Source organism: Chryseobacterium sp. NFX27 (assembly GCF_049887855.1).
Classification (GTDB): Bacteria; Bacteroidota; Bacteroidia; order Flavobacteriales; family Weeksellaceae; genus Chryseobacterium.
This window is the reverse complement of record NZ_JAGEKK010000003.1, coordinates 257,224-272,339: the sequence shown is the minus strand read 5'-3', so window position 1 is coordinate 272,339 and position 15,116 is coordinate 257,224. Positions and strand designations below refer to the sequence as shown.

Here is a 15,116-nt window from a genome sequence, read left to right as displayed (position 1 = left end):
AAAAACACTATAAAATGAAACAAATATTTAGATTATTAACCATAGCCTTCATTGGTTTTCTGGTTATTTCCTGTGAAAAGGATGAAGATCAGGCTGTGATTAATGAAACAGCTACAGGTAAAATTTCTTCCGATAAAAGTACAATAGTTCTTAACGAGCTTACAGCAAATGATGCTGTAATTAATTTTACATGGACAAGACCGACATTTAATATTGCTGTAGTTCCTTCTCAGCAGATAGAATTTGGTTTAAAAGGAGATAGCTTCAAAAAAAGTGCGACCATTGATTTTTCCAATGATGTTACACAAGGCTCTGCTACCCATGCCGCAGTGAATGCTGTGATGTTCAACATCGGGGCAACTCCGGATGTGGTGAATGAAGTGGAAGCAAGATTAAAAACATCTGTAGGATCAGCAGCTTTTTACTCCAATGTAATAGCGATTAAAGTAACGCCTTATACTCCAAATCCGGATCTGATTTATCCAAAGATCAATGTACCGGGAGCTTATGCAGGAGCAGCAGGATATGCCAACTGGACACCAGCCAATTCACCAAACCTGTTTTCTCCTGAAAAAAATGATAATTACAGAGGATTTATCTGGATCAGTAATGCAACAGGGGATAACGGAAAGTACAAATTCACAATCAATCAGGACTGGCCGGGAAACAAGGGTGATGATGGAACAAAAACCGGAAAACTGGCTGCGGACGGAGCTGATATCGTGCCAGCTGCAGCAGGAACCTTCTATATGAAAGTAGACTGGGCAGCCAATACCTATTCTTCAGTACTTGCCAACTTTGGGGTAATTGGAGATGCTACGCCTACAGGATGGGGCTCAGATACAGATTTTGTCTACAATCCTGCTACCAAAACCTATGTGATTAATTCTATTATGCTAACGAGCAGCGGGCTGTTTAAATTTAGAGCAAATGATGACTGGGCCTTGAAAATTCAGCCTAAAAATGCTGATGAAGCGCTGGTTTCAGGAAAAGCCGTGCAGACATATTTCAATGCTGAAAATACAGTAACCGGGGATCATGGTTACAAAGTTTCGGATGCAGGAAACTACAAAATAGAACTGGATTTACATAATTCAGCCTATTATAAGTTAACTGTTACAAAATTGTAAAACGTATAAAATAATTTGATAAAGTGTTGCTTTACCGCAGCACTTTATCTATTTTTAAGTTTATAAATAATCATTATGAAGAAAATTACAGTTGGAGCCATATTGCTCTCAATGATGTTCGCAGGTGTTAATGCACAGTCTTTGAAATCACCGGATGGAAAATTTGAAATGAATTTTCAGCTGAAACAAGGGGTACCTTATTACAATCTGAAATACAATGGTGCTGTGGTGGTAGAAGATTCTAAGTTAGGATTGAGATTATTTAAAGATTCAGCTATCAAATTCGCTTCCGAAATTGCCAAAGCTGAAGACGCAAAATTTGACCTGAACAACGGGTTCACGAAAACAGACGAAAAACGTGACTCTAAAAACGAAACCTGGCAGCCGGTTCTCGGTGAAAAGAAAAACTATGTTAATCATTATAACGAACTTGCCGTTACTCTTGATCAGGCTTCCACAAGCAGAAGCATTGTTGTAAAGTTCAGACTGTTTAATGATGGATTGGGATTCAGATATGAATTTCCGCAGCAGAAAAACCTGAACTATTTCGTGATCAGGGAAGAAGATTCCGAAATCGATTTCCCTACAGATATGAAAGCGTGGTGGATGGTCGCAGATTATGATTCCCAGGAATATCAATACCAGGAAACAAAAATCTCTGAAATTCCTTCCCAATGGGATAAAGCATTCGATGCTAATGCTTCCCAGACTCTCGTTAAAAATGCTGTCCAGTCTCCATTAATGCTTAAAAAGGAAGGTAAAGATCCTTTATATGTGAATGTGGCAGAAGCAGCTGTTTTAGATTACCCGGCTTCTCATCTTGAAGTGGATGCTCAGAATTTTAAATTCAAAACACATCTTACTGCAGACAGACAGGGAGCAAAAGGATATATTCAAACCCCTTCAGTAACGCCTTGGAGAACAATTATCGTGTCCCCGAAAGCAGAAGAGGTGATGGAATCCAAAATGATCTTCAACCTTAACGAACCTACAAAATATACTGATACTTCCTACATTCACCCTACCAAATACATGGGCGTATGGTGGGAAATGATTATCGGAAAATCACAGTGGGCTTATTCTACCGCAGAAAACGTACACCTGGACCAAACAGATTTTTCAAAATTGACTCCGAACGGAAAACATGCGGCGAACAATACCAAAGTTAAAGAATATATCGATTTTGCAGCTGAAAACGGCTTTCAGGGACTGCTGATTGAAGGCTGGAATATCGGTTGGGAAGACTGGTTTGGTCATTCCAAAGAATTTGTTTTCGATTTCATTACGCCATATCCGGACTTTGATATCAAAATGCTGAACGATTATGCTCATTCAAAAGGTATTAAACTGATCATGCACCATGAAACTTCAGGTTCTGCAACCAATTACGAAAGATGGTCGGACAAAGCTTTCCAGCTGATGAATAAATACGGTTATGATGCCGTAAAAACAGGCTATGTGGGAGATATCATCCCAAGAGGAGAACACCATTACTCACAGTGGACGATCAACCATTTTTACAGGATTGCTGAAAAAGCAAACGATTATAAAATTATGATCAATTCCCACGAGTCAGTACGTCCTACAGGAGAAAGCCGTACGTATCCGAACTATATTTCTGCAGAAGCAGCCAGAGGGACTGAATATGAAGCATTTGGAGGAAATAAGCCGGATCACCAGACAGTCCTTCCGTTTACAAGATGGATGGGTGGATCTATGGATTATACACCGGGAATTTTCCAGACCAAATTAGACTATTATTTCCCTGGAGATAAACGTTTCGTGAAAACCACACTTGCCAAGCAGCTTGCCCTGTACGTAACAATGTACATGCCTCTTCAGATGGCGGCGGACCTTCCTGAGAACTATAAAAAGCATATGGATGCATTCCAGTTTATTAAGGATGTTGCAGCAGACTGGGATGATACTAAAATTCTATCGGCAGAGCCGGGAGATTATGTCATCACCGCCAGAAAAGCAAAAGGTACTGACAATTGGTTTATAGGAGGTATTACCGATGAAAATAAGCGTGAATACACCGTAGATTTCTCCTTCCTGGATAAAGGAAAAAAATATGAGGTAACCGTTTATGAAGATGGAAAAGATGCCGATTATATTGATAATCCTCAAAGCTATAACATCTACAAAAAACAGATCACCAGCAAATCTAAATTGAAATTTAAAATGGTAAGAAGCGGCGGTTTTGCCGTTTCTGTTAAGCCTGTTAATTAAGATTTAATTCATAAGTTTGTTATGCCCCGGTTCATTAATATTCGGAAATGGGCCGGGGCATTACTTTTGAACAAAACTATTGATCAAAATACAATCATTAAATGAAAAAAATATACACAATTTTTGCCCTGTCAGCAGCTTCTGTAGCTTTTTCTCAGATTCAGAAAGTAGAACCTGCTTTTTGGTGGAAAGGAATGAAAAATCCTGAGCTTCAGATTCTGGTATATGGAAAAGATATTGCTCAAAATGAAATTGAACTTTCTGACGGCATTCAGATAAAAGACATACAAAAAGTTGAAAATCCCAATTATCTTTTTGTTACGGTTAATACCAATGAGATCAATGTTCCGAAGTTTAAAATCAATCTTAAAAAAGGAAAGAAAAACATCAGCTCCTACACTTATGAGCTGAAACAAAGAGCACCCGGATCCGCAGACCGTGAATCTTTTACATCAAAAGATGTCATGTATCTTATCATGCCGGACCGTTTTGCCAATGGTGATGAAAAAAATGACTCCAGACCCGACCTTATTGAAAAGGCAGATCGCAGCTTACCGAACGGAAGACATGGTGGAGACCTTCGCGGAATCATCAACAACCTTGATTATATCCAAAACCTTGGGGCAACGTCTGTCTGGCTTACCCCCGTGAACGAAGACAATGAAAAAGTATATTCCTATCACGGATATGCGCAAACTGACCTTTATAAAATCGATGGCCGCTACGGGACTAATGAAGAATACCGCGAACTTTCCCAGAAGCTGAACAAGCGGAATATGAAACTGGTTATGGATTATGTGACCAACCATTGGGGAGTCTCCCATTGGATCATCAAAGACCTGCCTTCAAAAGACTGGATTCATTGGTTTGATGAAGGGAAAAACGGTTTCTACCGGTCCAATTACAAAACAACGACCCAGTTTGACACCAATGCCTCAGAAATTGATAAAAAATATGCGCTGGATGGTTGGTTTGACACCACCATGCCGGATGTCAATCAGAAAAATCCATTGGTTTTAAAATATCTTACTCAAAATGCCATTTGGTGGATTGAATATGCAGAATTGGGAGGGTTGCGCGTAGATACCTATCCGTACAACGATAAAGAAGGTATGGCCAAATGGGCGAAAGCAATTACCGATGAATATCCCAAATTCAATATTGTAGGTGAAACATGGCTGTATACGGCAGGACAGATTTCCGCCTGGCAAAAAAACTCTAAAACCGGAGAAGCAGCAGGCTACAATTCAAATCTGCCTTCCGTTATGGATTTTATGCTGTTTGCCGATATGCCGAAAGCCCTTAAAGAAAAAGAAGGCTGGGATAGCGGGATGATTAAAATTTATAACGTTTTCACCAGTGATTTCCTGTATCCGGATATCAATAATCTTCTGGTTTTCTTTGAAAATCATGATACCGAAAGATGGAATGAGATCTTCAATGCTGATCCGAAAGCTTATAAAATGGCATTAACCATGATTTCTACGGTCAGAGGGATTCCACAGATCTATTACGGCTCAGAAATAGGGATGAGAGGAGATAAAACTAAAGGAGGCGATGCCGATATACGCAGGGATTTCCCTGGTGGATGGAAGTCGGATGCACAGAATGCTTTTAACCCTTCATCACAGACACCAGGGCAGAAAGAATTTTATCAGTTTAGCCAAAAATTATTAAACTGGAGAAAAGGAAAAGAAGTGATTCATACGGGAAAAACTAAAAATTACGTTCCTCAGGAAGGCGTATTTGTCTATTTCAGATATGATACCAAGGACAATGTAATGGTGGTCATCAACAATAATGAAAAAGATCAGACATTAGATTTAAAACGTTTTGCAGAATCATTACACGGTGTGACAAAAGGTAAAGATGTTATTTCAGGAAAGGAATTTTCTATGGAAAAAAGTCTCACTATACCTGCAAAAACTCCAATGATCATCGAACTCTTAAACTAAATCAATCATACAATGAAAAAAATTACAACTGTTTACACATTAGTGCTTTTTATACTTGGTTTTATGGGAATACATGCCCAGTCCGGCGGGACCAGATTTGAAAAAGACAAAACAGAAATAGGAACTATGCTGGATGGTTTTAATACTGCTGCTGCAAAAGCTGATTTCAATGCCTATTTTAACTATTTTGCTGATGAGTCCACATTTATCGGAACCGATGCTACCGAAATATGGGATAAAAAAGCTTTTATGGTTTGGGCAAAACCTTATTTTGACAAAAAGAAAACATGGAACTTCACTTCCCTTAAAAGAAATATCTATTTCAGCAAAGATGGTAAACTTGCATGGTTCGATGAGCTTCTGGATACCCAAATGAAAATCTGTCGCGGCTCAGGCGTTGTAGAAAAAATAAACGGGAGCTGGAAAGTGAAACAGTATGTACTTTCTGTAACCGTACCGAATGATGTAGTTGATAAAGTAGTGGCAGAGAAAGCAGCCATTGAGAATGCCTTAATCCAAGAATTAAAAAAATAATAATGAATCCTCCGCACAGTACTTTTTCAAAAAAGATAAAACCGAACCTGTCCATGGCCCAGATCATCAATATGAGTATGGGTTTTTTAGGCATCCAGATGGCTTTTGGCTTGCAAAATGGTAATGCAAGTAGAATTCTTGCCAATTTCGGAGCAGATGTTCACGAATTGTCATGGTTCTGGTTGGTTGCACCCATCACGGGACTTATTGTTCAGCCGATTATTGGCCATATGGGAGATAATACCTGGAGCCCGCTTGGAAGAAGAAAGCCTTATTTTTTAATTGGCGCGGTTTTATGTGCAATCGGCCTGGTTATGCTTCCCAATGCTGCTTCAGCAACGCAAATGCTGGCGGCCAATGTTTTGTTGATGGCGGTTATTTTCCTGGCAATGATGGATGCTTCAATCAATGTGGCAATGGAGCCTTTTCGTGCCCTGGTTGGAGATATGCTTCCAAAGCATCAGGCAACGATTGGATTCTCCGTTCAGACGATCTTAATTGGAATTGGTGCCGTTATCGGTTCTGATCTGCCGAACTGGTTAACAAAATTAGGAGTATCAAATGCCGCTCCCAAAGGTTTTGTGGCAGACAATGTGATTTACTCGTTTTATATTGGAGCAGCCGTGTTGATTATATCAATTGTATATACCATGATGACGACCAAAGAATATTCTCCGGAAGAATTCGCAGCATTTGAAGGCGGAAAACCTATCGTGAAAAATGAATCGAAATTCTCAGATATTTTTAAAGATTTCAGGAATGCCCCTTCTCAGATGAAAAAACTGGGAATTGTTCAGTTCTTCTCGTGGTTTGCATTATTTACCATGTGGGTTTTCACAACCAGTGCTTTGGCAACCCATCATTTTGGACTTTCTCCTGAAGATACACATTCTGTGGAATTTAACAAAGCCGGAGATCTCACGGGAAGTTTATTCGGAAGTTATAATTTCTATGCGATTTTCTTTGCATTTGCTTTAACTCCAATTGCCAAATTTATTGGTAAAAAACAAACCCACGCCTTAGCTTTGGCTTGTGGAGGGCTGGGTCTTATTTCTATGTATTTTATTAAAGACATCAATAGCCTTTGGATTTCAATGGTGGGATTAGGATTTGCCTGGGCAAGTATCCTGGCAATGCCTTATGCTATGCTGATTGATTCAATTCCGCAAAAGAAAATGGGAGTTTATATGGGGATTTTCAATTTCTTCATTGTAATCCCGCAAATTATCAACGGTATTTTCGGAGGACCTATTGTAAGCAGTGTTTTTGGAAAACAAGCCATTGATTATATTGTAGTCGGAGGCATCTGTATGTTAATCGGAGCTGTCGTTACAATGATTTTTGTAAAATCAGAAGATGAAACCCCTAAGGAAATAGAGGAGGAAATTAAGCAGGTTCATTTTTAAAAATATCACAATAAAAATTCAATAGGAGCGGGCTTTAGCCCGCTTTTATTATAGGCAGCAAAAGAAAAGACCCTCCCAAAATTGAGACGGTCTTTTTAAATTTACTAGATCTGCTACTGAAAATAATGATCTATGCCAAAACTGTTTCAATTTCCGCAACTGTCTTCGAGAAATTCTCATCTTTCAATTGAGGAACCATCATTCCCTGGGATTTGAAAACTTCCACATCAGTAATTCCGATAAATCCAAATAAAGTTTTTAAATAATGCTCCATATTCTCAACAAGCCCATTTTCATACACCCCGCCGATGGCAAAATTTAAATACAGTTTTTTGTTTTGCAAAAGACCTTTTGGCGTTCCGTCAGCATAAGAAAATGTTTTTCCCGCAACGGCAATACTGTCTATCCATGATTTTAAAGTCGAAGGAAAAGTAAAATTATAAAAGGGAACACCAATAACGATAATATCAGCTTCCTGAATCTCCTTCAATGCTTCGTCAGAATATTTTGAGGCTTCCTTCTGTTCATCATTCTTTTCTTCGTCCGGAATTCTGGAAGCACTGAAATGATGAATTTCCAAATGCGGAATCGGGTTTAAAGCCAGGTCACGAACAATAACTTTGCTCTCAGGTTTTTTATCTAATAACTGATTGATAACAACTTGAGAAAGTTTGTTACTTACTGAATTTTCTCCACTAATACTTGTTTGGATATTTAAAATGTTTGTCATTTTTGTTTAAATTTTTTGTTTTTATTAATGACAAAATTATTGTAATTTCACTTTCCAAAGTATAGCAGTTACCTAAAGGAAAGTGAAAAAAATGGAAAAGCAGCATAATCATAAAGATTGTATGCAGGCATTAAAGCCTGTCCGTGACACCTTAGATGTCATTAACGGCAAATGGAAATTGCAGATTATTATTTCTTTAAACGCAGGCAATAAACGGTTTACAGAAATTGAGAGAAGCATTCCGAAACTGACCTCAAAAGTTTTAGCCAAAGAACTGAAAGAACTGGAACAAAATGGCTTAGTTGAAAGAATTGTTAAAGATACTTATCCCGTAAGCATAGAATACCATCCCACGCAATATACCAATACACTACACCCTGTTGTAGAATCTCTGAAAGATTGGGGCGAAAACCACCGTAAACATATTTTCGGAACTCCGGTAGAGACTGAAAAAACTGAAAAAGTTAAATAAATACGTCTTATATTACCACTTATAAACCTGCTCAACCAGCCAAATCCGCGAGAGATAAAAAATAATGCATTTCAAAACTAATCTATATCCTCAATCAATTTTATCTTTGATAAAATCCTCGTGCCTTAAAAGCATGAAGAGGAATACAGCTTGCGTCTTTGCATTTAACCAAAACAACATGCAAAAACAATACATTTTCATCTTTTCTACGGCCTAAAACCTTTCTTAACCTACATCAACAGTTTCAAAGGCTCTCATCCCTTACATTTGTACTATAAATAAATCACGTATGAAAACAGTATATCATAAAGCAGATTCAAGAGGCCACGCAGATCACGGCTGGCTAAACAGCTACCACACATTCAGCTTTGCTAATTATCAAAACAAAGATAGAATGAATTTTGGAGCATTAAGAGTATTAAACGACGATACCGTTTCTCAGGGAATGGGATTTGGAACGCACCCACACAAGGATATGGAAATTATTTCTATTCCTCTGGAAGGAGATCTGGAGCATAAAGATTCAATGGGAACCACTGCCGTTATCAAAAAAGGAGAGATCCAGGTAATGAGCGCCGGAACTGGTGTAATGCACAGTGAATACAATAAAAATAAAGATGAGGCGGTGAAATTTCTGCAGATCTGGATTTTTCCTAAAGAACTGAATGTTGAACCACGATATGATCAGAAAAGCATTAAAGAAGGGGAAAAGATCAACGGATTTCAGCAGATCCTGTCCCCAAACAAAAATGATGACGGAGTTTGGATTCATCAGGATGCCTGGTTTAATCTGGCGAATTTTAAAGCCGGAAATGGTAAAAATTATATGCTCAATAAAAAAGGAAACGGTGTCTATGCCTTCGTTTTAAAAGGAAGCGCCAAAGTAGGAGACAGAATTCTGAATGAAAGAGATGGTTTGGGAATTTGGGATACTCAAAGTTTTAATATTGAAGCAGTGGATGATGCTGAGATCTTATTAATGGAAGTGCCGATGGAACTGCCTGCTTATTTAAAATAACATTCACAAAGCTTCGTCATAAAGAGAATACAGTATAAAAATAAACAATAATGAAAGTTTTAGCAATAGCAGGAAGCAATTCGGATGCTTCAATGAACAGACAGTTAGTAGCGTATGCATCATCGCTTTTTGAAAATGCAGAAGTGGAAGTAGTAGATCTGAATCCTTTCGAAATGCCGATCTATAAACACGAAAGAGAATTGGCAGGCGGAGTTCCTCAGCAAGCAAAGGATTTTGCAGCAAAAATTGACGGTGCCAATCTTCTTTTGGTTTCATTGCCCGAGCATAACGGAACATACTCTACAGCATTCAAAAATGTGTTCGACTGGGTATCCAGAATCAAGGACAGAACCGTATGGAATGAAATACCCATGCTGCTGATGTCTACCTCACCAGGAGGCAGAGGTGGAGCCGGAGTTTTAGATGCTGCATCGAAGCGTTTTCCTTTCCACGGCGGAAATATTGTAGAAACTTTCTCACTTCCTTTCTTTAATGACAACTTTGATAAAGCGGCTCAGAAGATTTCTAATGGGGAGAAAGACAGCGAATTAAAAGAGAAAATCAAAAAGATTGCAGCCATTGAAACCATCCTTGAAAAATAGAATTTGAATATTAATTTAAAATTACTATTTTTGCAAAAAGAAAAAAGATGAAAATTCAGACCACTTTTAAAGAATGTTTCTCAGAGAAAGGGAAAACTGTGGGCTCTGAAATTCTGAGATAAAATAACGGCCGATAATCTACCAAGATTGTCGGCTTTTTTATTTTCTAAAATCGATATAAAAAGTAATTATAGAAATAAAATGTACCAATATACCAATGTATCATGACACCAGTTTTTTGGTTTTCCCAACAGGATGATTGTTACATTGTTAAACTGATACATTGCTACATTAATAAAAATTATTAAACATGAGCAACACTTACAAATCAGCAGGCGTAGACAAAGAAGAAGGGTACAAAACGGTTGATAAGATCAAAAAAGCAGTAGGCGAAACCCACAACTCAAATGTATTGAACCATTTGGGTAGTTTTGGAGCTTTCTATGAGATCGGAGGATATAAAAATCCGGTGCTGGTTTCAGGAACAGACGGAGTGGGAACCAAGCTGAAAGTAGCTTTGGATACCAAACAATATGATTCTATCGGTATCGACTGCTTCGCCATGTGTGCCAACGATATTCTTTGCCACGGTGCAAAACCATTATTCTTCTTAGATTATCTGGCTTGCGGTAAGCTTGATTCGGAAATCGCTGCTGAGATCGTTCTTGGAATGGTAAAAGCATGTAAGGACAACAATTGTGCGCTGATTGGTGGTGAAACTGCTGAAATGCCGGGAATGTACCAGCCGGGAGATTATGATGTTGCCGGATTCTGTGTAGGAATCGTAGAAAAAGATCAGATCATTGACGGCTCTACCATCAAAGCAGGAAACAAAATCATTGCTCTGCCAAGCTCAGGATTCCACTCCAACGGGTTTTCATTGGTAAGAAAAGTATTCCCGAACTTCGAAGAAGAGTTTGAAGGAAAACCTTTATACGAAACCCTTTTAGTACCTACAAGATTATATTATAAAGATATTCATAAAGTATTGGAAGAAGTAAAAGTTTCCGGTATTGCCCACATTACAGGTGGTGGTCTTTATGAAAATGTTCCAAGAATTATCCCTGAAGGACTTTGTGCTTCTATCGACGCTGCCAAAATCAAAATTCCTAATGTAATGCTTGAATTGGAAAAAAGAGGCGGGGTATCCCGTGAAGAAATGTTCGGAACCTTCAACATGGGTGTAGGTATGATCATCGTTGCCGATGCAGACCACGCTGAAAAAGTATTGCACCTTTTAGATGATGCGTACGAAATCGGTGAAATCACGGAAGGAAACGAGAAGATTAATTTAGCAATATAACAATATAACAATATAACAATGTACCAGTTGAATTCATTGTTACATTGCTGAACTGATACATTGTTACATTAATCACATGAAAAACATCGTTATACTCGTTTCAGGTTCCGGAACCAACCTGCAGAGAATCATAGATACCATTGACAGCGGAGAGATCCGGAATGCAAAAGTATCTCTGGTCGTGGCAGACAGAGAATGTTACGGACTTGAAAGAGCAAAAAACCATCATATAGAAAACGTTCTGATCCCAAGAGGAAAGAATTTCAGCAGTGAATTGGGAAATGTGATTCCGAAAGATACAGATCTGATTGTATTGGCAGGGTTCTTATCCATTCTGAAACCTGAGTTCTGTGAAAACTGGACCGGAAAGATTATCAATATCCACCCGGCACTGCTTCCGAAATTCGGAGGAAAAGGAATGTGGGGGATGAATGTTCACAATGCAGTTATTGAAGCCGGGGAAAAAGAAAGCGGTGCAACCGTACATTTTGTAACTCCGGGAATAGATGAAGGCGAGGCGATTCTTCAGAAATCATTTGAAGTGACAGCAGACGATACCCCGGAAACCATAGCAGAGAAAGTACATCATATTGAGTATGAAATATTTCCAAAAGCGATCAATAAAGTCTTGGGAAATTAAGAACAATGTACCAATATAACAATATAACAATATAACAATATAACAATATAACAATATACCAGTTTACCAATTGAACTGATTGTTACATTGCTAGACTGATACATTGCTACATTAAAAAAGAAATCTAAGTAAATAAAAGTAAGACCGGGGGTGAAAGACCGGGCTACAGTTTGAAATAGCTGTAAAAAGTAAAAAATTGAAAGTAAAATGAGTAAAAAGAGAGTTTTAATCAGTGTTTCTGACAAAAGCGGATTGATCGAATTCGCCCAGTTCTTGGAAGCCCGGAATTATGAGCTGATTTCTACAGGAGGAACGTTCAAACATTTGAAAGACGCAGGTTTAAATCCGATTCAGATCGATGAGGTAACCAATTTCCCTGAAATGCTGGACGGAAGAGTGAAAACCCTTCACCCGAAAGTACACGGAGGTCTTTTAGCAGTCCGTTCCAATGAGGAGCACATGAAAACTGTTCAGGAACATGGAATTGACCTGATCGACATGGTGATCGTGAATCTTTATCCTTTCTTTGAAAATGTGAACAAAGACATTTCTTTACATGAGAAAGTAGAGTTTATCGACATCGGAGGTCCTTCAATGCTTCGTTCCGCCGCTAAGAACTTTGATTCCGTTACCGTAATTACTGATGTGGAAGATTATGCAACAGTAAAACTGGAAATGGAGCAGAACGGCGATACGTACATTGAAACACGTAAAAAGCTTGCAGGAAAAGTATTCAACCTTACTTCAGCTTACGACGGGGCTATTTCAAGAATGCTTTTAGATGAAGAATATCCTGCCTATCTTAATGCTTCATATAAAAAAGCATCAGATTTAAGATATGGCGAAAATCCTCACCAAACTGCTGCTTACTACGTTTCTACGTTTGAGAACGGTGCGATGAAAGATTTTGAACAGCTGGGCGGTAAAGAGCTTTCTTTCAACAACCTTCGTGATATGGACCTTTGCTGGAAAGTAGTCACTGAGTTCAAAGAAGAAATGGCATGTTGCGCGGTGAAGCACTCTACACCTTGTGGAGTAGCGATCGGAACTTCAGCTTTAGAAACTTACCAAAAAACTTTCGAATGTGACCCTGTTTCTATTTTTGGCGGAATTGTTGCAATGAACTACAAAATCGATGCGGCAACAGCTGAAGAACTGAACAAAACGTTCCTTGAAATTGTAATGGCTCCGGAATTTGATGAAGCAGCCCTTGAAGTTTTAAGAAAAAAGAAAAACCTCAGAATTATAAAAATCGTTAACCCTGTTTCTGATAAACAAACGTGGGTGAAGATTGATGGTGGTATCCTCGTTCAGGATAATGACACTCATTTCTCTGACGATATCAAGGTGGTAACTGATGTACAGCCTTCAGAAGAGCAGAAAAAAGCCCTTCTTTTCTCTCAGAGAGTGGTGAAGTATGTAAAATCAAATGCAATTGTTGTTTCCAATGGCATCCAGGCCTTCGGAATTGGTGGCGGACAGGTGAACAGAATCTGGGCTACACAACAAGCCATAGAAAGAGCAAAAGAGAAATTCTCAGGAGATCTTGTTTTGGCTTCTGACGCATTTTTCCCTTTCCGTGATGTGGTGGATTTCTGCGCAGCGGAAGGTATAAAAGCGATCATTCAGCCCGGTGGAAGTGTAAAAGATCAGGACAGTATTGAAGCTGCCAATGAACACGGTATCCCGATGATGTTTACCGGAGTTAGACACTTTTTACATTAATTAAAATAGAATTAAAAAAATAATTGGGGATTGTATTTATAGCATTCAAAATTATATATTTGTAAAATAGACTAGATAATAAATAAAGTATGAGAATATTAATCATAGGTGAAGGCGGTAGAGAATCTGCTTTAGCAGCAAAGCTTCAGAATGATCCGAGAATTACTAAAATGTTTTTTGCTAACGGTAATGCTACCACCGATGTAATAGGGAAAAATGTTCATTTATCAGAGATCAAAGAACTGAGAGATTTCGCCATTAAAGAAAAGGTGGATCTTACCATCGTAGGTCCTGAAGCACCTCTTGTAGCAGGTCTGAAGGATGAATTCAAAAAGCACGATCTTAAAGTTTTCGGTCCCAACCAAAAAGTAGCAAGCCTGGAAGGAAGTAAGGCTTTCTCTAAGAAATTTATGCAGACCTATGATATCAAAACAGCTAAAGCTGTGGTATTTGATTCATACAATGAAGCTAAAGAATATGTTCAGACCCAGCAGTATCCTTTAGTGATCAAAGCAAGCGGTCTGGCTGGCGGAAAAGGGGTTGTTATCTGCGACAATCTTGAAGAAGCTGAAGCTACGATCCACGACTTCATGATCAGAAGAATTTATGGAGATGCCGGGATCCGTCTGGTTATTGAAGAATATTTAGAAGGTTTTGAAGCTTCAATCATTGCATTCTCAAACGGTGAAAAGATTTTCCCTTGTATCGCTGCAAAAGATTACAAAAAAGCTGGAAACGGTGACACAGGACCAAATACCGGTGGTATGGGATCTGTAGCGCCAAGCCCTGACTTTACCCAGGAGCATTATGCTGATTTTGAAAAGAATATCTTACAGACTACCATTAACGGTTTGAAAGGAGAAGGATTCAGTTTCAAAGGGATTATTTTCTTCGGATTGATGGTCACTAAAAACGGAACCTACCTTCTTGAATACAATATGAGATTCGGAGATCCTGAAACTCAGGTATTAATGGCATTAATGGAAAACAATCTTCTTGATGTGATCCAGGACTGTATGGATGGAAAAGATATCGAGCTTAAGTTTAAAGATGAAAAAGCAGTATGCCTTGTGATGTGTTCAGGAGGTTACCCTAGAAACATCGAAACAGGATACGAAATTGTAGGGGAGGACAAACTGAAACATTCTAAACTTCTTTATGCAGGAGCCGTAAGAAAAGGCAATAAAGTGGTTTCCAACGGCGGACGTGTTCTGAACGTGGTGGCTACAGGAGCCACTTACGACGATGCCCGCAAAAAGGTGTACGAAGATGCAGCCCACATTCATTTCGATTACGGATTCTACAGAGAAGACATCGGAAAGTTTTAAAATAAATCATGAAAAAAGATTTGGAACATTTCCAAGTCTTT

13 protein-coding genes are annotated in these 15,116 nt (G+C 38.7%); 12 read left to right on the top strand and 1 reads right to left on the bottom strand.

Features of this window, described 5'->3' with window-relative positions; translation table 11 throughout:
- Positions 1 to 14 precede the first annotated feature (14 nt).
- From J4Q03_RS05430 to J4Q03_RS05410, 5 genes are all read left to right on the top strand, one after another.
- Positions 15 to 1,130 carry a SusE domain-containing protein gene (locus J4Q03_RS05430; protein WP_426047190.1) on the top strand — a complete coding sequence of 372 codons (1,116 nt, stop codon included), beginning with the start codon at positions 15 to 17 and terminating at the stop codon, positions 1,128 to 1,130.
- A gap of 75 nt (positions 1,131 to 1,205) precedes the next feature.
- Positions 1,206 to 3,362, top strand: a complete 2,157-nt coding sequence (locus tag J4Q03_RS05425) for a glycoside hydrolase family 97 protein (RefSeq protein WP_426047189.1) — start codon at positions 1,206 to 1,208, stop codon at positions 3,360 to 3,362.
- Between the two features lie 101 nt (positions 3,363 to 3,463).
- Entirely contained in the window at positions 3,464 to 5,317 is a 1,854-nt protein-coding gene (locus tag J4Q03_RS05420) for a glycoside hydrolase family 13 protein (RefSeq protein ID WP_426047188.1), read from the top strand.
- Positions 5,318 to 5,329: 12 nt separating this feature from the next.
- A complete protein-coding gene (locus J4Q03_RS05415; RefSeq protein ID WP_426047187.1) occupies positions 5,330 to 5,851 on the top strand; it encodes a nuclear transport factor 2 family protein in 522 nt (173 codons plus the stop codon).
- Between the two features lie 2 nt (positions 5,852 to 5,853).
- Complete coding sequence (locus J4Q03_RS05410) at positions 5,854 to 7,257, top strand: MFS transporter (protein ID WP_426047186.1); 1,404 nt, start codon at positions 5,854 to 5,856, stop codon at positions 7,255 to 7,257.
- Positions 7,258 to 7,387: 130 nt separating this feature from the next.
- On the opposite strand, the gene J4Q03_RS05405 is transcribed toward J4Q03_RS05410, so the two are convergent.
- On the bottom strand, positions 7,388 to 7,987 hold the full coding sequence (locus J4Q03_RS05405; protein ID WP_426047185.1) for an FMN-dependent NADH-azoreductase: 600 nt from the start codon (positions 7,985 to 7,987) through the stop codon (positions 7,388 to 7,390).
- Between the two features lie 91 nt (positions 7,988 to 8,078).
- On the opposite strand from J4Q03_RS05405, the gene J4Q03_RS05400 reads away from it, so the two are divergent.
- From J4Q03_RS05400 to purD, 7 genes are all read left to right on the top strand, one after another.
- The gene (locus J4Q03_RS05400) at positions 8,079 to 8,459 is read left to right on the top strand and encodes a winged helix-turn-helix transcriptional regulator (RefSeq protein WP_426047184.1); all 381 of its coding nucleotides are present in this window, start codon (positions 8,079 to 8,081) and stop codon (positions 8,457 to 8,459) included.
- 289 nt (positions 8,460 to 8,748) lie between these two features.
- Complete coding sequence (locus J4Q03_RS05395) at positions 8,749 to 9,477, top strand: pirin family protein (RefSeq protein WP_426047183.1); 729 nt, start codon at positions 8,749 to 8,751, stop codon at positions 9,475 to 9,477.
- Positions 9,478 to 9,527: 50 nt separating this feature from the next.
- Complete coding sequence (locus J4Q03_RS05390) at positions 9,528 to 10,079, top strand: NADPH-dependent FMN reductase (RefSeq protein ID WP_426047182.1); 552 nt, start codon at positions 9,528 to 9,530, stop codon at positions 10,077 to 10,079.
- 310 nt (positions 10,080 to 10,389) lie between these two features.
- Positions 10,390 to 11,382: a phosphoribosylformylglycinamidine cyclo-ligase gene (purM, locus tag J4Q03_RS05385; protein WP_426047181.1), complete on the top strand. Its 993-nt coding sequence runs from the start codon at positions 10,390 to 10,392 to the stop codon at positions 11,380 to 11,382.
- Between the two features lie 76 nt (positions 11,383 to 11,458).
- Positions 11,459 to 12,022, top strand: a complete 564-nt coding sequence (purN, locus tag J4Q03_RS05380) for a phosphoribosylglycinamide formyltransferase (protein ID WP_426047180.1) — start codon at positions 11,459 to 11,461, stop codon at positions 12,020 to 12,022.
- Positions 12,023 to 12,229: 207 nt separating this feature from the next.
- A complete protein-coding gene (gene purH / locus J4Q03_RS05375; RefSeq protein WP_426047179.1) occupies positions 12,230 to 13,747 on the top strand; it encodes a bifunctional phosphoribosylaminoimidazolecarboxamide formyltransferase/IMP cyclohydrolase in 1,518 nt (505 codons plus the stop codon).
- Positions 13,748 to 13,836: 89 nt separating this feature from the next.
- Positions 13,837 to 15,075, top strand: coding sequence for a phosphoribosylamine--glycine ligase (gene purD / locus J4Q03_RS05370; protein WP_426047178.1), 1,239 nt, complete (start codon positions 13,837 to 13,839; stop codon positions 15,073 to 15,075).
- Positions 15,076 to 15,116 lie beyond the last annotated feature (41 nt).